Genomic DNA, 19,786 nt, shown 5'->3' on the forward strand with positions numbered 1-19,786 from the left:
ATTCTTGCATGCCAGTGGACGGCTGAGTCATGGTCTGACGGAGAAAATACGGTAGAGCACGCACCGCGCACTTTCTTTAATAGAACTTTAATGAAATACATTGCGTAACCCAGGATATTCAGGAGGTTACGAAGCGTATCGGCTCCGGACAGTCCGCCGCGTCCTGCAAAAAACCGGCCGAGACAGGCTTTGCGAACATCCTGAAGCCTGGAAACTCGTTCCATGACTCTGCGCGTTGCGCAAGATCAATATGACTTTTATTACCGGTGATTCCGATTATGAAGCTTGGCATTTTCCAGAACATCTCCAAAATCCGCAGAGACTACAATACCTGGGTCGCCGACGAAACCATGGAAGATTATGCCTTGCGTTTCGCACCGCGCAGTTTCCGGAGGTGGTCGGAGTTTCAGGTAGCCAACACCGCCTTCGGTTCGACTTCGTTTCTGGTACTCGAAGCCATCGGCGGCTTTTTATCGATCAATTACGGCTTCACCAACGCCTGCTGGGCCATTCTGGCGGTAGCGGCGGTCATCTTCATCACCAGCCTGCCGATCAGCTATTACGCAGCCCGCTACAACATCGACATCGACCTATTGACCCGCAGCGCCGGATTCGGCTATCTCGGCTCCACCGTGACCTCCCTGATCTATGCCTCCTTTACCTTCATCCTGTTCGCGATGGAAGCCTCGATCATGTCGCTGGCCCTGGAGTTGTATTTCAGGATTCCCCTCGCTTACGCCCACGTCATCAGCGCGCTTGCCGTCATCCCTTTGGTCACCTTCGGCATCACGACGATCAGCCGTCTGCAATTATGGACCCAACCGCTCTGGCTGCTGCTGCTGATCGTTCCCTATCTGGCGGTCCTGAACCGGGAGCCCGAAGCCGTTCCCATTCTGAAAACCTACTGGTGGATCGCCAGCCACGGCGAAGGCTTCGACTGGCTGTTGTTCGGCAGCGCCACCACCGTGGCCTTTTCGATGATGGCGCAGATAGGAGAGCAGGTCGATTTTCTGAGGTTCATGCCCGAAAAGAAAAAGTCCAATAGAGGACGCTGGTGGCTGGCGATGCTGGCGGGAGGGCCCGGCTGGATCTTCTTCGGCATGGCCCGGCAACTGGCCGGAGCGTTGCTCGCTCATTTGGCCATACGGCACGGCATTCCGGCCGCCCATGCCCACGAACCGACCCAGATGTACCTGACCGCGTACACCGAACTGTTCGATGACGCGAGGCCGGCGCTTGCCGTCACCACCCTGTTCGTCGTGCTCAGCCAGATCAAGATCAACGTCACCAACGCCTATGCCGGCTCCCTGGCCTGGTCCAATTTTTTTTCGCGGTTGACGCACAGCCATCCGGGCCGCGTCATCTGGCTGCTGTTCAACGTGTTGATCGCGCTGCTGCTGATGGAATTCGGCGTGTTCGGCGCGCTGGAAAAAATTCTGGGCCTGTTTTCGCACATGTCGATCGCCTGGATCAGCGCGGTCGCCGCCGAACTGATGATCAACAAACCGCTGGGCCTCAGTCCGAAAACCGTCGAATTCAAACGCGCTTATCTGCCCGATCTGAACCCGGTCGGCATCGTCTCGACATTGTCCGCCTCGATCGTTTCCATTTTGGCGTATACCGGCCTGTTCGGCAGCTATGCCCAGGCTTTTTCGGGATTTATCGCGCTGGTCCTGACCTTCGTGCTGACGCCTTCGATCGCCTGGTGGTTCGGCCCCAAACCCCACATCGTTCGCGACCGCAGAAAAAACAACCGCACACAGAACGACAAATGCTGCATCTGCGAAAACGAGTTCGAACACGAAGACATTGCCTTCTGTCCGGCGTACGCCGGCAGTATCTGTTCGCTGTGCTGCACTCTGGACGCCCGTTGTTTCGATGCCTGTAAACCGGGCTCGACCCTTCACGACTATCTGGAATCCCTGGCGCGGCATTTGCTTCCATCCCGTCTTTCGCTGTCATTGAAGCTACGCCTGCTCCGCTTTACCATGCTGTTCCTGTTCCTATCGGTCCTGACCGGCATCTTCGTCGGCATCATCTATTACGAGGATTTACTGGCGGTTTCCCGCAATCCCTTCGTTTATTACCTCCTGCTGGAAAACTTCATCAAAACCTATACTTCGATGCTGGTCTTCATCGGCCTGTGCACCTGGTGGCTGATCCTGAACGACGAAAGCCGGCGCATCGCTCATCATGAAACCGCCCGACAGACGCAGACCCTGCTGACCGAAATCGAGGAACACAAGAAAACCGACGCCAAACTACAACAGGCGCTCATTATGGCCGACAGCGCCAACAGCGCCAAAAGCCGCTTTCTCAGCAACATGAGCCATGAAATTCGCACGCCGTTAAACAGCATCATCGGTTACGCGCACATCCTCGACAACGATCCGGCCATTCCCGAGCACAGGCTGCAGGCGGTGAAGACCATGAAGCGCAGCAGCGAACATCTGTCGGCGCTGATCGAGGACATTCTCGACATCGCCCGTATCGAAGCTCGCAAGTTCGAGCTGAGATCCATGCCGATCCACTTTCCGGTATTCATCGACCATCTGGTGCACATATTCAAGGCTCAGGCCGAAGAAAAAGGGCTGGCTTTTCATTGTCGGTTTACCAACACGTTGCCCCGGCGCGTTCGCGGCGACGAAAAAAGGATCGGCCAGATTCTGATCAATCTGCTGAACAATGCCGTAAAATTTACTTCTTCCGGGGAAATCATTTTCCGTATCGGCTACAGCGGCGGCGTCGGCAATTTCCAGATCACCGACACCGGCATCGGCATCGACGAAGAGCATCTGCAGACCATTTTTCAACCGTTCACGCGGCTCGGTACGGCGGCCGGAAACGCCGTCGCCGGCAGCGGCCTGGGTCTGACCATCAGCAAGATTCTGGCCGAAATCATGGGCGGCGAACTCAGCGTCAAAAGCGTGCCGGGTCAAGGTTCAACCTTTACCGTACGTCTGTTTCTGCCCAGCCTCGGCGCCGGCTCGGCTGAGATCCGGGAAGACAACGTCACAGGCTACCGGGGGCCGAGACGGAACATTCTAATTGTTGACGATCAGCCGGACCATCGGCAATTGCTGCTGTCCCTGCTGGAACCTTTGGGTTTCTATCTTTCGGAAGCCTGCTCCGGCGAAGAGTGCCTGCTCAAGGTCGACGACTGTGTTCCCGACCTGATTCTGCTGGACCTGTCGATGACCGGCATCGGCGGCACCGAAACAGCCGAGCAATTACGCCGGAAAGGCTATTCGAAGCCCATCATCGTGCTGAGCGCCAATGCCTATCCGTCCGACCGCCTGGCGGCGATCAAGGCCGGCTGCAACGATTTTCTGGCCAAGCCGATACAAATTCAGGAGCTGTACTACAAACTGAAATCGACTCTGGATCTTGACTGGATCGGTCAGGAAGCCCCTATGCAGAACACCGCCGCAGCCAGTAAAATAGCCGATACGCGGCCGCCGCAGGAGGTCGTCGACAAACTCGTCGAATTCATTCGCATCGGTGATCTGATGGGGTTGAACCGGCAGCTCGACGAAGCCGGCCTCAACCGTCCGGACTATCTGCCTTTCCTGCTGAAGATCAGGCAATTGGCCGGCGAATTCCGCATCGCGGAGATTAAAAACCTGCTTATGGCGGACGCCCTGAACAGGCCAAACCAAGCGAGACCATCCGATGAGTGATGACAATCGATCGATGAACGGCACGGTGATGATTGTGGATGACACGCCGGGCAATCTGGCGCTTTTGTCCGACACCCTGTCGGATGCCCGTTACCGGGTGCTGGTGGCTACCGACGGGCTCTCGGCCATCGAACAGATCCAATATCTGAAGCCCGACATTATTTTAATGGACGTGGTCATGCCGGGAATAGACGGCTTCGAAACCTGCCGCCGCATCAAGGCGGAACCGGCCACGGCGGGCATTCCCATCTTGTTCATGACCGGCTTGAGCGAACTCGATCATTTATTGCAGGGATTCGGCGAAGGCGGCCTGGATTACATCATCAAACCCATTCGCCCGCCCGAGGTGTTGGCCCGAATCGAAGTCCACCTGACCCAGTCGCGCAATCTCCAGCGCGCACAGCAGGCCCTGCAGCAAAGCGCCTATTCCGCCCTGGCGGTCGGCCGCTTGGGCGGCATTGCCTGGCTGACGCCGTCGGCCGAGGCATGGCTGCACGATTTCATGCGGCATTACGCCTCCGAACAGCCCATCCGCATCGGCGGCCTTTTACCCTCTCCGTTGCTGGAATGGTTCCGGCAGCGCCTCTCCGATGGCGGCCAAAACGCCGAGGAATGTTTCGAGCATTACCGGTCGAGCAGCGGTTTTACCGTAAAAATGACGCATTGCCATCATCTGGACGAATATCTGCTGCTCCTGCAAAAGGAATCGACTCAATGGAATCTGGAGTCGCTGAGGGAGTCCCTGAAACTCACGTTCCGGGAGGCGGAAATACTGATGTGGATTGCGCGCGGCAAAACCAACAAGGAAGTCGGCCTGATTCTGGGCAGCAGCCCCAGAACGATCAACAAGCATCTGGAACACATCTTCGAAAAACTCGGCGTGGCCACGCGGGCGGCGGCCGTCGCCATGGTGCTGCAACGCTGAGCCGTCCCCACCGCGCCGGAGGGCGCGGCGGAGATTTCCCTTGCCATCGGTAAGCCGTTGCTACGGATCAGCGCACGGTCTGGGTCAGCGCGGCGGTGGTCAGTTTCGCCTTGCTGTCCGAACCCCGCGTCACCATGCCCAGGCTGACGCTGCCGGTCGGTGCATTGCCCTTGACCAATGCGGTAAAGGGCAACGCCGTGCGGAAAGTGAACGGCTTTTTACCGGACGTCAGGGCCGCGGCGGCCGCCGTTTTTTCACCACTTGCGTGACCGCGGCGCTGGTGCTCGGCGCGTTGTTGGCGTCGCCGCTGTAGACCGCAGTGATGCTGTGCGTGCCGGCCACCAGACGAGGCGTGGACAAGGACGCGACCGCGTTTCTGAGCGGCCGGGAACCGAGGCTGGTGCTGCCGACGAAGAATTCGACCGTGCCGGTCGGGCTGTTGCCGGTTACCGTCGCGGTAAAGGTGACCGATTGGCCGACGGTCGACGGATTCAGGCTGGACGTCAGCGAGGTCGTCGTGGCCTGAGTTTCCGTCAAACGAAAAATGATACCGCCGTTATAAGTGCCACCCCCGGAAGTGGTGCCGTAGAGACTGCCGTCGTCAGCCTGAACCAGTCCGACAATGGATGTTCCGGCGGGATCATCGGCATCAAACTCGTACAGGATGCTGTAGTTCCAGGAAGGATCCAGCTTAAACACGATGCCGATGCCGCTATCAGCGGAAGAATAAGTCGTGCCATAAAAATTGCTGTCCGAACCCTGGATCAGCAAGGAGAGATACGGAATGGTCGCGGCATCGGGCTGGTACAAAACGGTCGCGGTTCCGGACGATTCGAGCCTATACACCCAATTGGCGCCGATACCGTAGATGTTGCTGTTGCCGACTCCGTAGATGTTGCCGTCGCTGCCTTGGAATAGCCGAGTCGGATAGGGATCGTCGGGATTTCCCTGGTTGTATTGATTGCTTACTAAAAAATAATGCAGAACACTGTAATTCCAGGCAGGATCGATTTTGAACACTAGATGATCGATGTCGTAGCTGAGCTGTCCTCCGGTAACGCCATAGAAACTGCCGTCGCTGGCTTGAACCAGTTCCGAAGCCGGACAGAAGTCATACTCCCCCGACGTGCCGAAGCTGTGCAGTACGGTAAGATTCCCGGATAAATCGATTCTGTAAAACGTCCCGCCGCTATTGCCTCCACCGCAAGTGGCGCCATAAAATTTGCCGTCGGAACCCAGAGTCAATCCGCCGGAAGGGTCATAACCGGCATCACTACCAGGGCTAAACGTATACAATACGCTGAAATTTCCGGATAAACTCAATTTAAACAATGTTGCATTTGAATTGCTGTTTCCCTTTGTGACACCATATAAGCTGCCGTCGCTGCCGAACACCAATGTTGCATAGGGATTGACTCCATCGCTGCCGCCTTCGAACTCGTACAATACGGAATAATTTCCGGACGCATCGATCTTGAACACCGTACCGACCCCGTGGCTGCCGCCGTAGAGCGTCGTTCCGTAAAAATTGCCGGCCGCATCCTGAATCAGGGCACCGGTCGGTTTGCCGTCCTGCGTGCCCAGCGATTTCAGTACCTCGAAATCAACCGCCGCTCCGGCCGTCGGAGCCAGGAATATGCCCGCCAGCACCAGCCAGATCAAAAATATGAAATAAAACGTTTGCATCGAAGAATGGTTTTTCATAGTTTCCTCCAGGGCGTCACGCTATAGCCAAAAATAATACAGGAGCAGAAAGTCTCGATTAAGCCGTATAATCCGGCACGAGAAATCTACCTTTGTTCGATATTTTTATTATTTTTATAATTTTTATTTCACGCATTGATTACTTGGTTAATGAAACACCTCCCTTACAAATAACAGAATTTCTCTCATCTCCATAATTCCTTCGCCGCGCCTCTCGGCGCGACGGAGATTTTCGGCAAGCGCCCGGCGGCGCCGGACGGTTTTTTACCGGACGTCAGGGCCGCGGCGGCCGCCGTTTTTTCACCACTTGCGTGACCGCGGCGCTGGTGCTCGGCGCGTTGTTGGCATCGCCGCCGTAGACCGCGGTGATGCTGTGCGTGCCGGCTATCAGCCTCGGCGTGGACAAGGCCGCGGCCCCGTTGCCGAGCGGACGGGAACCCAGGCTGGCGCTGCCGACGAAGAACTCGACCGTGCCGGTGGGACTGTTGCCGGTTACCGTCGCGGTAAAGGTAACCGATTGGCCGGCGACCGACGGGTTCAGGCTGGAGGTCAGCGTGGTCGTCGTGGCCTGGGTGGTTCCCGTCAAACGAAAAATGACGCCACTGTTATAAACGACGCCGCCGTTATATGTGCTGCCCGAAGTGGTGCCGTAGAAACTGCCGTCACCGGCTTGAAGCAGTGCCGCGACGCTGCCGCCTCCATCGTCAAGATCGAAATGGTGCAACGCGCTGAAGTTTCCCGATCCGTCGAGCCGGTAGACGGTTCCGTAACCGTTAACGCCGCCGGTTGACGTCGTACCGTAAAAATTGCCGTCTTTGCCCTGGATCACGCCATGCGGATTTCCGCCGTCGTCGCTGCCGTTGAACTGGTAGATAATACTGAAATTGCCCTTGGAGTCGATCCGGAATACGGCGCCTTTCCTTGGTCCGCCCAGCGCGTCGTCGCCGCCCTCGATGACGGTACCGTAGAATTTTCCGTCGCTGCCCCGGATCAACTCGGCATCGGGAGAAGAACCGCCGAGCCCGCCTTCGAAATGGTGCAAAATGCTGAAATTTCCGGACGCGGTGAGTTTGAACACGGTCCCATGGCTGTAATTGCCGCCCAAAAGGGTCGTACCGTAAAAAGTGCCGTCCGTGCCCCGAAGCAGCCCGGCATAAGGACTATTGCCGCCCGCCGCGCCGTCGAAATCATGGAGAACGCTGAAAACTCCCGCCGGGGTCAGTTTGTAGACCGTGCCCGCATTGTTGGCGCCGCCAAAGCGCGTGGTGCCGTACAAATTGCCGCGGCTGTCCCGGATGAGTCCGGCTTCGGGGTTCGCTCCTCCGCTGCCTCCTTCGAAATCGTGAAGAATGCTGAACATTCCGGATGCATCCAGTTTGAAGATCGTTCCGGCGCTGTAGTTGCCACCATAAGTGGTAGTTCCGTAAAAGTTGCCCGACGAATCCTGCAAGAGCCGGGCATGGGGCGAGGAGCCTTCGCTGCCGTCGAAACTGTGCACTATTTCTGTGTTCCCGGCCGAATCGATCCGGTAAACGGTACCCGAACCGTTATCGCCGCCCTCGGAATTGGTGCCGTAAAAATTGCCGTCTTTGCCCCGGATCAGTTCGGCCAGAGGCACCGTGCCGGCCTCGTCGAATGAGCCGAACGAATAGACCACGCTGACGGTTCCGGTTGAATCGATCCTGAAAACAACGCCTTCGCCAAAACTGCCTCCGTTGACGGCGGTGCCGTAGAAACTGCCGTCGCCGTACTGTACCAACGGAGCGTAGGGATTGGCCCCGGTGATCGTGTCGAAAGAATGAAGAACGTTAAAGTCTCCGGATGGACTGATTCTGTAGACGATGCCCAGACCGTCGATGCCGCCCGCGGTCGTGGTGCCGTAAAAATTGCCGTCGCTGCCTTGAATGAGCCCGGCCGCGGGCGCCTTACCGCCGTCGCCGCCGTCGAATTCGTGCAGCACGCTGAAGGTGCCGGACGGATCGATTTTGTAAAGGATTCCGGCGTCGTTGGCGCCGCCCGCAAAAGTGGCGCCGTACAAACTGCCGTCGCTGGTTTGCAGCAGTTTTGATTGCTCATAGTAGCCGCTGTCAAATTCGTGCAAGATGCTGAAATTACCTGACGGATCGAGCTTGAACACCGTTCCCGCACCGCTGTTATCGCTGTTGGCCGTCGTCCCGTAAAAACTGCCGTCGCTGCCTTGAATCAGCTCCGAGTTGGGACCTCCACATTGTCCCGGAAATTCATAGACGACGCTGTAGTTTCCGGCAGAGTCTATTTTATAGATCGTTCCCGAGCGGTTTTCTGGAACGCAATCGGACGATGCGCCGTAGAAGTTGCCGTCGATGCCTTTGATCAAGCCGCCCGCGGTCGTGATAAAACCGCCCTCGAAAGCGTGCAGAAGAATGAAATTTCCGGATGCGTCGATTTTGTAAGCCGTGGCGGTATAATCTCCGGTAAACTGAGGCGTGGTACCGTAAAGACTGCCGTCGCCGCCAAGCACCACGCCGGCCATGGGACGGCCGATGCTGCCGGCACTAAAATTGAATAGCACGCTGACGTTTCCGCCCGGATCGATCTTGAACACCGTGCCGGCGTTGCCTTTCGTGCCGTCGCCGCCGGCTAACGCTGTGCCGTAGAGATTGCCCGCGCCATCGAGCGTCAATCCCGCGTAAGGATTGCCGCCTGCCTTGCCCAGGACTTTCAGCACCTGAAACTCGGCGGATGCGGCGGCTTCCCGCGCCGGGAACAGCCACGGAACGGCCAGCCAGGCCAGCAATAAATAGAGAATCGTGCGATTAGCCCAATAAGATTTCATTTGCGTCTCCCCGATGATCGTTTAATTGTGAAGGAAGGCTAAGCCGGAGGGCAAGGGGTCGGATGCCATCGCCTGCTCGATCCTTTGGGTTTGCGCTTGAAACTGTTTTTGAAAAACCGGTTCTACGGTAAACAGTATTTCGGGGATTCGTTGTTTATAAATCGACGTGTCGTGGATGCGGTCCAGCCGCTCCGCACGATTCATTCCGTCATTGGAAATTCCTGCTTCCGGTTATCGGAAACGATTATCGTATTTAACGCAGAGAATGAGTTGTTTTATGTTAAATACCGTTTCAATTCCACTCAAACCAACCGAATTGACTTTCTATCCTTATCGGTAAAAAATCCGGAACACGGTTCCACTCATAAGCTTCGGCATGGAATCCATCCCACCATTGCCAAACGTCTGCCGAAAACCCCTTATCACCCATCATAATTATTATTGACCCTCAGCCGCCACTGCCTTTAGTATCATAAATTTAAAGATAAAACAACTTATTTTACATGTAAGTATCTTATACCTGCCGGCAGAGTCGAATGAAGCCGGTGAAGCCTCTTTTTGCCGATAGACCGGTCTTCGAATCCAGCCGACAAAATGCCTTCGTGAAAACGGAATAATCTTTTCCGAGCGGTAGCACCGAATACTTTGCTAAAAAATGGTCGGGGCTGTTTGAACGGATTCAACTTCAAATCAAATGCTCGTGCCAAAAAGTTCCGTCCGCTCCGAAGCGGCGGCACAGCCTCTTGTATCAACTTAGTATAAATTCCAGAAACAAAATAGAACCGGCAACGCCGGCCATCGATGCCGGTCCGTCAGCCGGAGAAATTTTCGAAACAAGGCTCCGGCTGGCTTAAACCGCAAAAAGACCAGCGTCAGAGCCGGTATTTGGCGGTTTTATCGGGTTCCATACGGTTGCGCTCTTCCAGATAATCCTGCCGATGCAGGGGGCCGATCAGAATGAGGCCTGCCACAAAGCCCCCGGCATGAGCCCAGAAGGCGATCTGAACGCCTCCGCCGACCGCCGGGATGGCGCTGATGAATTGGATCAAAAACCAGTAGCCCAGCATATAGATGGCCGGGATGGCGGCCGTCGTTATAAAAAAACCCAGCGGGATGAGGGTATGGACATAGGCTCTGGGATACAACCGGGCATACGCCCCCATGACGCCGCCGATCGCGCCCGAGGCGCCCACCATCGGCGACAATGCCGCAGGATCGGCCATGATTTGAGAGAAAGCGGCGGCCAGAATGCATAGAAAATAAAAAATCAGAAATCGGGGAATCCCCATGGCGTCTTCGACGTTATCGCCGAATATCCATAAAAACCACATGTTGCTGATGATGTGGAACCAGCTCCCGTGCAGAAACGCATGAGTGATCAAGGTCGGAATGCCGCTTCTGCCGTCCAGCGAGCAAACCATATCCTGGGTCATTTCCAGCGTAGTGCCGGGCGGTGCGTGATGGAACAAATCGCCGGGTATGAGGCTGTAGAGGCACAGCGATTTGACCAGCGGAAGCTCGCTGCCGGCCCCCTGGACAAAAACCCAGACGAGTATGTTCAATGCTATAAGCGCTATCGTGGCAACAGGCGGACGTATCGTTGGATTTTCATCGCGTATCGGAAACATGGAAACCTCGTTATGAACGCTTAAAATTATGAATCGATTACTTCGGGTTAGCTCAAGCCGGACAAGCCTTATTAAAGCGAGTCCAATGTAACCTTAAACCGCCAGGATTTCAATCAAGCAGGTCCGGGAGAGTTTGCTTTTCCTCCGCTATATATCGATGGCATGGATGGTCCTGGAAACCGGCATTGCCTGCCGAGCAGGAGTTTGTGATATGTATCCTGGATCATTTATCCTGTCGGCATCGGGATATTCATCATCAATAAGATAATGATATTTGTTAGATGCTAAACACGATTCTTTGGTATATGGTGCCGACAAAATCCGGCTTGAAAACCGCTCCCGTCTTTATTTGTCGCCTTAACGGTCGGCGCAATACGGCCGGAATTTAAAACCTTTAATCCCCTGTTGTGACTGATTTTAGAAAACAGTCTTACGTTTCAACCATTGACTCTGACGATGGAGATAAAAGACGTTTCCACGATAAAACGCTCTGCTTGCGCAATGTCCAGTTTGAGCCATGCGTCTCGTTTACGCAGATTTCAACTTAAACATAAAAATCTTTGCATTGATCCATTCGTTCTCACAAAAACTACTACTCAGGAGGCGAAAAATGAAAGCGTTCAAGTTAAAAGCGGTATTCGCTGCCGTTCTGTCGTCCTGGCTTAGCCTGCCACCGCCAGCCTCGGCTTCTCTCACACCACCCAAACCCATTAATCTGGACAACAATAACATCGCCCTTGACGAACCGAATAACGGCATCGTCAAAAGCAAGGAATGGGCCATTGTTCTTGGCAAGGCGCTGTTCTGGGATATTCAGGCGGGAAGCGACAATCAGGCCTGCGCCAGTTGCCATTTCAGCGCCGGAGCCGACAGCCGCATTCGTAACCAATGGTCTCCCGGATTCAACCAGATGCCCACCGAAGATAAAACGTTCGGCTCCATCGTCAGCTTCGACGGAGAGAGCATTCCCGGCGCCGTAGCCGGCCTGACCCTCTCCCAGGCGGAGCACGGCAACCCCAATCCGCTCGATGCCACCTATACCCTGCTCGAAGAAGACTTTCCCTTGCATCATATTGCCGACTACAAAGACAGAAACTCCTCCATTCTCTATTCCACCAACGACGTCGTCTCCTCCAATGGCGCCTATGATTCCGTCTTCAGCAAGCTGAAAAAGAAAACCGACGTGGAAAAGTGCAAGAAGCCGGACGCCAACGTTTTCAAGGCGGGCAAATACGCGGCGCGCCAGGTCGAGCCCCGCAACACGCCGACAACGGTTAACGCCGTGTTCAACTTTGCCAATTTCTGGGACGGCCGCGCCAATAACCTCTTCAACGGGGTCGACGCCTTCGGTCCCAGAACTCTGCATGCCAGCGGCGATCCCAACAAGCGCCTGGTCGTGGTCGACGATGCCCTCAATGCCGCGCTGGGCTCGGTCAACATCAAAAATGCCAGCCTGGCGTCCCAGGCGGTCGCGCCGCCGCTGAGCCAACTGGAAATGTCCTGCAACGGCAAAACGTTTCCCGATTTCGGGAAAAAGATGCTGTCCACTACGATAAAGCCTCTGCAAGCGCAGACGATCGCTTCGAACGACAGCGTATTCGGCAATACTCCGGACGGAAATATAATCGATTCGTCGGGCAAGGGCTTGAACAAAAGCTATGCCGAGCTGATTCAACTGGCGTTCGAGGACAAGTACTGGAAAGGGGATAAAGGCTACAAGATCAGCAACGGGCAATTGCTGACCGATAAAAAGGTGGACAAAAAGGGCTACTATTCGCACATGGCAATGAATTTCTCCCTGTTCTGGGGGCTTGCGATCCAGATGTATGAAGCGACTCTGGTTTCCGACCAGTCGCCTTTCGATACCTGGTTTGCCGAGTGCCGCCCGGTAGTAACCAATCCCACCAGCGTGGGCACCAATGTCAACAAAGTGCCTATCGATAACCCGACCGTGCAATGCCGCGACCCCGTGACCCTGGCTGTCAGCCCCAGCATCGATCCAACCGCTCTGGTTCCCGGCTTCGGCGCCGAAGAAGTCCTGGGTTTCGGTCTTTTCAATAATGGCGGCGTCGGCATCAGAGATGCCGGAAGTCCCGCCTGTAGCGGCTGCCACCCGGTAACCCCGACTACGGCCAATCCTCTGGTTTTCCCACTTTTTTCCGAGGCACAATTCCAGAATGGCCAGAGTTTCGTACCGGTGGAGCGGTCGCGTATCGATGATCGCGGCCCGGGCACGCCGGGTAATCCGCCTGTGCTGGGCACTCCTCTCCCTTCAATCGCGGCTTCGATAGAAGGCGCGGTGCACGACCGCGGCTTTTTCAACATCGGCGTCATGCCGAGCAGTTTCGATCTCGGCAACGGCGGAACCGACCCGTACGGCCAGCCGTTGTCGCTCGCCCGGATGTTCCTCGTCGAAGAAGCCGGCGAAGCAGTTACCAATCCGTCCGGCGTGTTGACCAGCACCGGCGTTCAAACGAACCGCTGCAGTACGGCTACCTTGGTTGAAGCGGGTGGAACACCGCGCTTTCCTGGCTGTACTGATAATATTGGCCCTCCCAACCCTCTTCTTCTCGACAAGAGCCAGGAACGCGAGCTGGTCGACGGCACGTTCAAAACTTCCCACTTGCGCGGTGTCGCGCTGACGCCGCCGTACTTTCACAACGGCGCTTACAGTACTCTGCGCCAAGTGGTCGAATTCTACGCCCGCGGCGGCAGCCGCAGGGACAAGAGCCTGGCTGGCAGCGGCAATACCGGTGACACCTCGGGCACGGGATCTCTAGGCAAGTCCGCCATACCGGTAACGGGGGCCGACTTCGGCACGAATGTGGATTTCTTCATCCGGGACGTTAAATCGACCGACGAACAAATTGATGCGATCGTGGCTTTCATGAAGACTCTGACCGACGAACGGGTTCGCTGCGACGCGGCCCCGTTCGATCATCCCGAGCTGCCGGTAGCCGCCGGCCAGACGGCTTCGGATACCAACAAGGACAAAAAAGCCGACGATATCATCGCCACCGTTCCGGCGGTCGGCGCCGGCGGCTACACGGCCGCGGGCAGTTCCGATCTGTGCCTGCCCAACACCGGCGACCTGTTTGATCCGGACCTGCGCAATCGTCTAATCGAATAATAAGGGGAGAGCCTGCCAAAAAGAAAGGGCCGGACTCGTCAACGAGCCGGCCCTCTTCTTTTTAACGGCGGCGGTACAACCTGCGACTCTTTACTGATCGGCGTCATTACCGCAGTTTCTACCGGTTTCCGGATCGAACAGTTGGATGTGTTGATGAGCCACCCGCAGTAAAATCGTATCGCCTCTGTTCAAGGCGATGGCTGGGTCAAGCCGGGCAACGACCAAGACCCTGCCGTCGGTCCGAATGCTTGCGCTGATTTCTTCCGGCCAGCTTCGGTGTAGACATTCTTTTGGACAGGATGCGTCGAAATAAACATAAAGTTCGGCGCCGAGCCATTCCATCCTGTCCACCCGCGCTTCGAACACAAGGCTCCCGGCATCGCTCTGACCTTGTTCCGCGCAACGGATGTGTTCGGGGCGGATGCCTGCGACGACAAAAGAAGCACCGCCGGGAACAAGACGTTTTAACATTTGTGGCCATCCGATTGCACCGAAAGGCCCGAGCAAACGGCCGCCTTCAAGCTGCGCAGGAATCAGGTTCATTGCCGGAGCCCCAAGGAAAGCCGCAACGAATAGATTGGCCGGCTTCCGGTAGAGTTCGCTCGGCGTGCCCAATTGCTGAATCTCGCCCCGGTTAAGCACCGCCACGCGGTCGCCGAGCGTCATCGCTTCGGTCTGATCGTGAGTGACATAGATCGTCGTCGTGCCGAGCCTTTTCTGCAGCCGCGCAATTTCGCCCCGCATCTGAACTCTTAGACGTGCGTCCAGATTGGAAAGCGGTTCGTCCAGCAGAAACACCTGCGGTTCCCGGACGATGGCCCGTCCCATCGCCACCCGCTGGCGCTGTCCGCCCGACAAACCGGCCGGCTTTCGATCCAGCAGCGCCGACAACTCCAGCATCGCCGCCGCTTCCTCGACTTTTCGGGTTATCTCTTTCGAAGGCATTTTGGCCAACCGCAGCGGAAAAGCGATATTTTCCCGAACCGTCATATGAGGATAAATCGCATAACTTTGAAAAACCATCGCCATATTGCGATCCTTAGGGTCGAGATCGTTAACGATCTTTCCGTTCACGCGGATTTCGCCGGAGCTCACGTCCTCCAATCCCACGATCATGTTGAGCAACGTGGATTTGCCGCAGCCCGAGGGCCCGACCAGAATGAAAAACTCGCCGTCATGAATCGTCAGACTGGCTTCTTTCAGAGTAACCGTACCATCGGCAAATCGTTTACTGACCCGATCAAGCACAATTTCGGCCATGGTTCGCCCTACCCTTTCACCGCACCGGCGGTAAGGCCGGAGACAAGCCGCCTTTGAAACAACAGCACCACCATCGCCACCGGCACCGTGACCACAACCGAAGCCGCGGCGATGGCCCCGGTCGGCTGCTCGAATTGGGAAGGCCCGGTAAAAAAGGCAATCGCTGCCGGAACCGTACGCGCGGCGTCGGTCGAGGTCAGAGCAGCCGCGAACAGAAAATCGTTCCAGGCGAAAATAAAGACCAGAATCGCCGAAGTGAACACGCCGGGAGCCGCCAGGGGCGCAATGATCAAGCGAAAAACCTGAAACGGCGTGGCTCCGTCCACTCTCGCCGCTTTTTCCAGATCCCCGGGAAGCTCCCGAAAAAATGCGGCCAGCGTCCAGATCGACAACGGCAGCGCAAACGTCATATACGGCAGGATCAGTCCGGCCCAGGTATCGAAAAAGCCGAGAGACCGCCATAAATCGAACAAAGGACCGATGATGGCTACCGGCGGGAACATTGCGATCGCCAGAGCGGCCGCCAGCACCGCGTTTTTACCGGGAAATTGCAGACGTGCGATGGCGTAGGCGGCAAAGGCGGCCAGCGTGACCGACAAAGACGTGGCCATCAAGGCAATACCGACCGAATTCCACAGTGCGGCCGGAAACTGAGGATCGTTGAAAACGGCCCGGTAGTGACCCCAATAAATTTCGTCCGGAAACAGCCGCCGGTCGGCCAGATGCTCCGGCTTCTTCAGAGAAAGCGAGAAAATCCAGAGCACCGGCAGCAGCGTGTAACTTAATGCGGCGAGACTTGCGACTCCCCAAAACAATCTCTCCAAAGAACGTCCGGCGTTCATTTCGAGCCTTTTTCGGGCGCGGTGAAAGAAGCGCCGAATCCCTTGACGAACAGAAAGGCGATCATCAGAACTCCGCAAAAAATCAGTACCGAAACGGCCGATCCCAAACCCAGATTCAGCCGAATGATGAGTGTATTGTAAGCGACGATCGAAACGGTTTCGGTGTCCTGGGCACCGCGCGTCTGAATATAAACCGTGTCGAAAATGCGAAAGGCATCGAGGGTCCGGAACAGGAGCGCGACCAGAATGGTCGGCTTCATCAGCGGCAGAGTAATCATCCGGAAACGCTGCCAGGCCGAGGCGCCATCCACGCGGGCTGCGCGGATCAGATCCTCGGGGATCAGCGTCAGTCCCGCGAGCAGCAGCAACGCCATAAAAGGAGTCGTCTTCCAGATTTCGGTAAAGACAATGACGAAAAAAGCCGACCAGCCTCGGCTGAACCAGGGCATGTCCAGCGACAGCAGCGCATTGACAAAGCCGGTAGCGGGATCGAAGGCGAATTTCCAGGCCAGAGCGGCCACGACCGTGATGAGCGCGTAAGGCAGCAATAGGGCCGTTCGAATCGTTCGGCGCCCCACGGCCGCCCGGTGCATCAGCAGCGCCAGGGCCAAACCCAATGCCAGTTCGAACGCAACCGATAGCCCGGTGATCATCAACGTATTGGCCAGAGCGCGCCACCAGACTTCCGACGCGAGCACGCTCAGATAATTGTCCAGGCCGACAAACTGCCGGCCGGCCGGAAAACGCAAATCGTAGCGAAACAGCGACAACCAGACCGAATACAGAATGGGATAAGCCGTCACCAGCAGCATCGCGGCGACGGCAGGAGCGCAAAGCAGCCAGCCGAGGCGGCGTTCGGCCGGCGTTCTACGGTTCACAGCAGTCCCTCCGAATGCAGCGCCCTTGCCACGGCCTGCCGCAGCCTGATTGCGTCCGTTTCAGGATCAAGCTCGTGCAGAGGATGCAGAATGCGGCCGATCGCCAACGAAACGTCGTTATAAAGCGGCGAACGCGGCCTCAAAACAGCTTCGCGCAGAGTCTCGCGCAGAATATCGGCGAAAGGGAAACGGCGGCGCACTTCGGGATCATCGTAGAGCGCATCCAGCGTCGGCGGCAGGCCGCCCTTTATCGCAGCACGGATTTGATTGGGACGGGAAGCAAGGCATTCGGCCGCTTCCAGGGCAAGCTTAGGATAACGGCTATGAGCGCCGATGCCCAGATTGATTCCGCCGAGCACGGCCTTGCCAGACCGATTCTCCTCGACGGCAGGCAGGAGGGCAAACGCCATGTGCGACGCTATCTCCGGAGCATTTCGATGGGCGCTCGGCCAGACGTAAGGATAATTGATCATGAACGTCGGGCCGCCCGTTTCAAAGGCGAGCCGGGCCTGATCTTCGCGCGCCGTATCGAGCGCAGGATCGGCAGCCGGCGACATTGCCAGCCGTTTCATCAAAGCGAGCGTTTTCCTCGTCGGGGCAGAGTTCAAGGAAACGGCGCCGCCGCTTGCATCGAGCACCTGACCGCCCGCCGACGCCAGCAGTGAGATGAAAAACACCGTCAATCCTTCGTAGCGCTGGCCCTGAACCTGAATGGCTCCGGCCTGTCCGAGCGCTTCGGCTTGCTCGATCAATTCGCTCCAGGTGGCGGGCGGAACGCTGACCCGGTCGCTGCGATACCAGAGCAGTTGGACGTTGCCGGTCAACGGTGCGGCCCACAAACGATTTCGATAGTGAGCGCTTTCAACCGAGACAGGAAGGCGCCCAAGCGAGACTCTTTTTGCCGGCAATTCGGGCCAGGCTAGAATCCAGCCGGCTTCGGCAAATTCCGCGGTCCAGATAACGTCCATGCCGATGATGTCGATGTCCCGGTCCGATGCGGCCAGGCGACGCGCCACTTGTTCGCGCTGCTGATCCGCATCCGGAGGCAACGGCAGCAGTGTAATCTTGTAGCGGCCGGAGGATTGTTTCGTGCAGAATCCGGCCGCTTCGGAAAAGGCACCGGAAGGTTCGTTGAAAACGTACCAAGACAGTGTCGGCGGTTCGTGATTTTTACCGTTTCGGCAGCCTGCGGCGGCGGCAAGCAAAATCGCAAGCAGAACGGCAACGCTGGGGCGGATCGGGGATGGAATGCGCATGGCCCGGTTAACCTCCTTCGGCTGTGCGTGGCCCGGTCAACCCAGGCACTTTCAAGCTTGTCCGGATGTTTAACGATAACAAGGCCGGCGACCTCTGACAGAACCAATCGACGTCGTCCTATTTTAACCCAGGCCGCGCCGCCTTGACGGATCATAACACAGCGCGCTCGCCTGAAAAACAGCCCGCGGTGACGAGAATGGGACAAACCGTCGGCTTGTCAATTTTCGCCCATGCAACCGACGCAGTGGTTTCGGGCAGGTCGCCGGTCGAAAGGATCGCAGAAGCCTTGGTTTCCCCCGCCCGAATAGCGTATGGATTCCATTCCCGAGATTATTCCTCTATCCATTTTTCCAGCGTTTCGATAATGCTTCTGGCCTGCTCCTTGCTGGAAATGTTGAATTTGGATTTCTGGCGGTATTCGCCGTTTTGCTTCTGATAACGGCGAATCGAATATTTGTCGGGGCCGTATTCTTCCTTGGCGCGGTTCCATTCCTGATAGCGAAACATCACCGTCGCCCAGGCTCCTTTGGTCAGCACTTTTTTATCCAGTTCCTTGACCGTTTCGATGCCGCCGTCCTCATAAGCCACGGTCAATTGCTCTACATTTTCTGCCATAAATTTCCTGATGTTTTCTCTTCAAACGGGATTTTATCACACCGATCCGAAACGGCGCCGGTAATCGCTGGCCTCAAGGAATCGGCTACTTGCCGATGAACTGCCCGAAGGCGCGGCTGCCTTCGCCGGTTTTAACGGTGCCGACGGTTTTCATCGAATCCGCATCGATGACCGAGACGTCGCCGTCGAACCAGTTGGCGACATAGACGCGCCGATCGTCGGGATGGGTGCTGATGCCCTCGGGCTTGTCGCCGACTTCGATCGAGGCGATTTCCTTCAAGGCTTGGGTATCGATCACCGATACGGTGCCGTCGTCCTGATTGGTGACGAACAGCCTGCTGCCGTTCAGGGCCAGCGCCGCGGCATAGGGACGCGTGCCGACTTTAACGGCGGCCACGGGTTTCATGCGGCCGGCGGCAATCACGGTCACGTCGTCGCTTTGGACGTTGATTGCATAGAGACGCTCGCCCCGGGCATCGATGGCCAATCCGAACGGATGGGAGCCGACCGGCACGGTCCCCGTTACGGAGAATGAAATCAGATCGATTTTGGAAACCGAATCGCTCAGGCGATTGGCGACGTACAACCAGCGATTGTCGGGACTGACGACCAGGCCCGACGGCGACTGGCCGACGGCAATCGTCCGGATGGGCTGAAGGCTGTGCGCATCGACCACGGTCACCGTATTCCGGTACCAATCGGCCACATAGATTTTATCTCCGTCGGGGCCTGCCGCAATGCCGAGAGAGCCGCTGCCGAGAGGAACCTTGGCGACCACCTGGCGTTTTTCGGCGTCGATCACGGCGAAGCCGTGGCCTTCAGGAACGCTGACGTAAACTCTGGCGCCGTCGGGAGACAAGGCAATGCCTGCCGGTTTGCCGGCCACAGCAATGGTTGCCACGACCTTGCCCAGAGCGGTATCGATCACCGAAACGCTATCGTCCAGTTGGTTGCTGATGTAGGCGAAAGGCGAAGCCGAGGCAAATCCGGCAGAAAAAGCTGTAGCGAAAAAGAACGCCACAGCCAACGCGTCAATACGCAGCAAGCGCATT

General features: G+C 56.7%; 13 protein-coding genes. 3 read left to right on the forward strand and 10 right to left on the reverse strand.

Features of this window, described 5'->3' with window-relative positions; all coding sequences use genetic code 11:
• Positions 1 to 278: 278 nt before the first annotated feature.
• Both A3OW_RS0109755 and A3OW_RS0109760 read left to right on the forward strand, forming a co-directional pair.
• A complete protein-coding gene (locus A3OW_RS0109755) occupies positions 279 to 3,680 on the forward strand; it encodes a hybrid sensor histidine kinase/response regulator (RefSeq protein WP_020563257.1) in 3,402 nt (1,133 codons plus the stop codon).
• A complete protein-coding gene (locus A3OW_RS0109760) occupies positions 3,673 to 4,605 on the forward strand; it encodes a response regulator transcription factor (RefSeq protein ID WP_026223464.1) in 933 nt (310 codons plus the stop codon). The genes A3OW_RS0109755 and A3OW_RS0109760 overlap by 8 nt, the downstream gene beginning before the upstream one ends.
• Before the next feature lie 67 nt (positions 4,606 to 4,672).
• Here the strand turns inward: A3OW_RS0109760 and A3OW_RS28845 are convergent, their stop codons facing one another.
• The 4 genes from A3OW_RS28845 to A3OW_RS0109790 all read right to left on the reverse strand — a co-directional run bounded on the left by A3OW_RS28845 (position 4,673) and on the right by A3OW_RS0109790 (position 10,752).
• Positions 4,673 to 4,798: a hypothetical protein gene (locus tag A3OW_RS28845; protein ID WP_020563259.1), complete on the reverse strand. Its 126-nt coding sequence runs from the start codon at positions 4,796 to 4,798 to the stop codon at positions 4,673 to 4,675.
• A gap of 35 nt (positions 4,799 to 4,833) precedes the next feature.
• Positions 4,834 to 6,309, reverse strand: coding sequence for a choice-of-anchor tandem repeat GloVer-containing protein (locus A3OW_RS0109770; protein WP_026223465.1), 1,476 nt, complete (start codon positions 6,307 to 6,309; stop codon positions 4,834 to 4,836).
• Positions 6,310 to 6,583: 274 nt separating this feature from the next.
• Positions 6,584 to 9,124, reverse strand: a complete 2,541-nt coding sequence (locus tag A3OW_RS0109775; RefSeq protein ID WP_026223466.1) for a choice-of-anchor tandem repeat GloVer-containing protein — start codon at positions 9,122 to 9,124, stop codon at positions 6,584 to 6,586.
• 872 nt (positions 9,125 to 9,996) lie between these two features.
• Positions 9,997 to 10,752, reverse strand: a complete 756-nt coding sequence (locus tag A3OW_RS0109790; RefSeq protein WP_026223467.1) for a rhomboid family intramembrane serine protease — start codon at positions 10,750 to 10,752, stop codon at positions 9,997 to 9,999.
• A 610-nt stretch (positions 10,753 to 11,362) separates the two neighbouring features.
• Between A3OW_RS0109790 and A3OW_RS26395 the strand changes: the two genes are divergently transcribed.
• Positions 11,363 to 13,882: a cytochrome c peroxidase gene (locus A3OW_RS26395; RefSeq protein ID WP_020563262.1), complete on the forward strand. Its 2,520-nt coding sequence runs from the start codon at positions 11,363 to 11,365 to the stop codon at positions 13,880 to 13,882.
• Positions 13,883 to 13,972: 90 nt separating this feature from the next.
• Here A3OW_RS26395 and A3OW_RS0109800 read toward each other — a convergent pair whose 3' ends face one another.
• The 6 genes from A3OW_RS0109800 to A3OW_RS0109825 form a co-directional block, all read right to left on the reverse strand.
• Complete coding sequence (locus A3OW_RS0109800) at positions 13,973 to 15,142, reverse strand: ABC transporter ATP-binding protein (RefSeq protein WP_020563263.1); 1,170 nt, start codon at positions 15,140 to 15,142, stop codon at positions 13,973 to 13,975.
• A gap of 8 nt (positions 15,143 to 15,150) precedes the next feature.
• Entirely contained in the window at positions 15,151 to 15,966 is an 816-nt protein-coding gene (locus A3OW_RS0109805) for a carbohydrate ABC transporter permease (RefSeq protein WP_232422354.1), read from the reverse strand.
• Positions 15,967 to 15,980: 14 nt separating this feature from the next.
• Positions 15,981 to 16,862, reverse strand: a complete 882-nt coding sequence (locus A3OW_RS0109810; RefSeq protein WP_020563265.1) for a carbohydrate ABC transporter permease — start codon at positions 16,860 to 16,862, stop codon at positions 15,981 to 15,983.
• The gene (locus A3OW_RS0109815) at positions 16,859 to 18,118 is read right to left on the reverse strand and encodes an ABC transporter substrate-binding protein (protein ID WP_020563266.1); all 1,260 of its coding nucleotides are present in this window, start codon (positions 18,116 to 18,118) and stop codon (positions 16,859 to 16,861) included. The genes A3OW_RS0109810 and A3OW_RS0109815 overlap by 4 nt, the downstream gene beginning before the upstream one ends.
• 331 nt (positions 18,119 to 18,449) lie before the next feature.
• The gene (locus A3OW_RS0109820) at positions 18,450 to 18,734 is read right to left on the reverse strand and encodes a hypothetical protein (protein ID WP_020563267.1); all 285 of its coding nucleotides are present in this window, start codon (positions 18,732 to 18,734) and stop codon (positions 18,450 to 18,452) included.
• An 85-nt stretch (positions 18,735 to 18,819) separates the two neighbouring features.
• Positions 18,820 to 19,785: a beta-propeller fold lactonase family protein gene (locus tag A3OW_RS0109825; protein WP_020563268.1), complete on the reverse strand. Its 966-nt coding sequence runs from the start codon at positions 19,783 to 19,785 to the stop codon at positions 18,820 to 18,822.
• Position 19,786: the final 1 nt, after the last annotated feature.

This window comes from Methylosarcina fibrata AML-C10 (assembly GCF_000372865.1).
Classification (GTDB): Bacteria; Pseudomonadota; Gammaproteobacteria; order Methylococcales; family Methylomonadaceae; genus Methylosarcina; species Methylosarcina fibrata.

What these genes read in the sequence shown, in the direction of transcription:
- A3OW_RS0109755 (WP_020563257.1), top strand. Translation starts at nt 279, where the DNA reads ATGAAGCTTGGCATTTTCCAGAACATCTCCAAAATCCGCAGAGACTAC.
- A3OW_RS0109760 (WP_026223464.1), top strand. Translation starts at nt 3,673, where the DNA reads ATGAGTGATGACAATCGATCGATGAACGGCACGGTGATGATTGTGGAT.
- A3OW_RS0109770 (WP_026223465.1), bottom strand. Translation starts at nt 6,309, where the DNA reads ATGAAAAACCATTCTTCGATGCAAACGTTTTATTTCATATTTTTGATC.
- A3OW_RS0109775 (WP_026223466.1), bottom strand. Translation starts at nt 9,124, where the DNA reads ATGAAATCTTATTGGGCTAATCGCACGATTCTCTATTTATTGCTGGCC.
- A3OW_RS0109790 (WP_026223467.1), bottom strand. Translation starts at nt 10,752, where the DNA reads ATGTTTCCGATACGCGATGAAAATCCAACGATACGTCCGCCTGTTGCC.
- A3OW_RS26395 (WP_020563262.1), top strand. Translation starts at nt 11,363, where the DNA reads ATGAAAGCGTTCAAGTTAAAAGCGGTATTCGCTGCCGTTCTGTCGTCC.
- A3OW_RS0109800 (WP_020563263.1), bottom strand. Translation starts at nt 15,142, where the DNA reads ATGGCCGAAATTGTGCTTGATCGGGTCAGTAAACGATTTGCCGATGGT.
- A3OW_RS0109815 (WP_020563266.1), bottom strand. Translation starts at nt 18,118, where the DNA reads ATGCGCATTCCATCCCCGATCCGCCCCAGCGTTGCCGTTCTGCTTGCG.
- A3OW_RS0109820 (WP_020563267.1), bottom strand. Translation starts at nt 18,734, where the DNA reads ATGGCAGAAAATGTAGAGCAATTGACCGTGGCTTATGAGGACGGCGGC.
- A3OW_RS0109825 (WP_020563268.1), bottom strand. Translation starts at nt 19,785, where the DNA reads ATGCGCTTGCTGCGTATTGACGCGTTGGCTGTGGCGTTCTTTTTCGCT.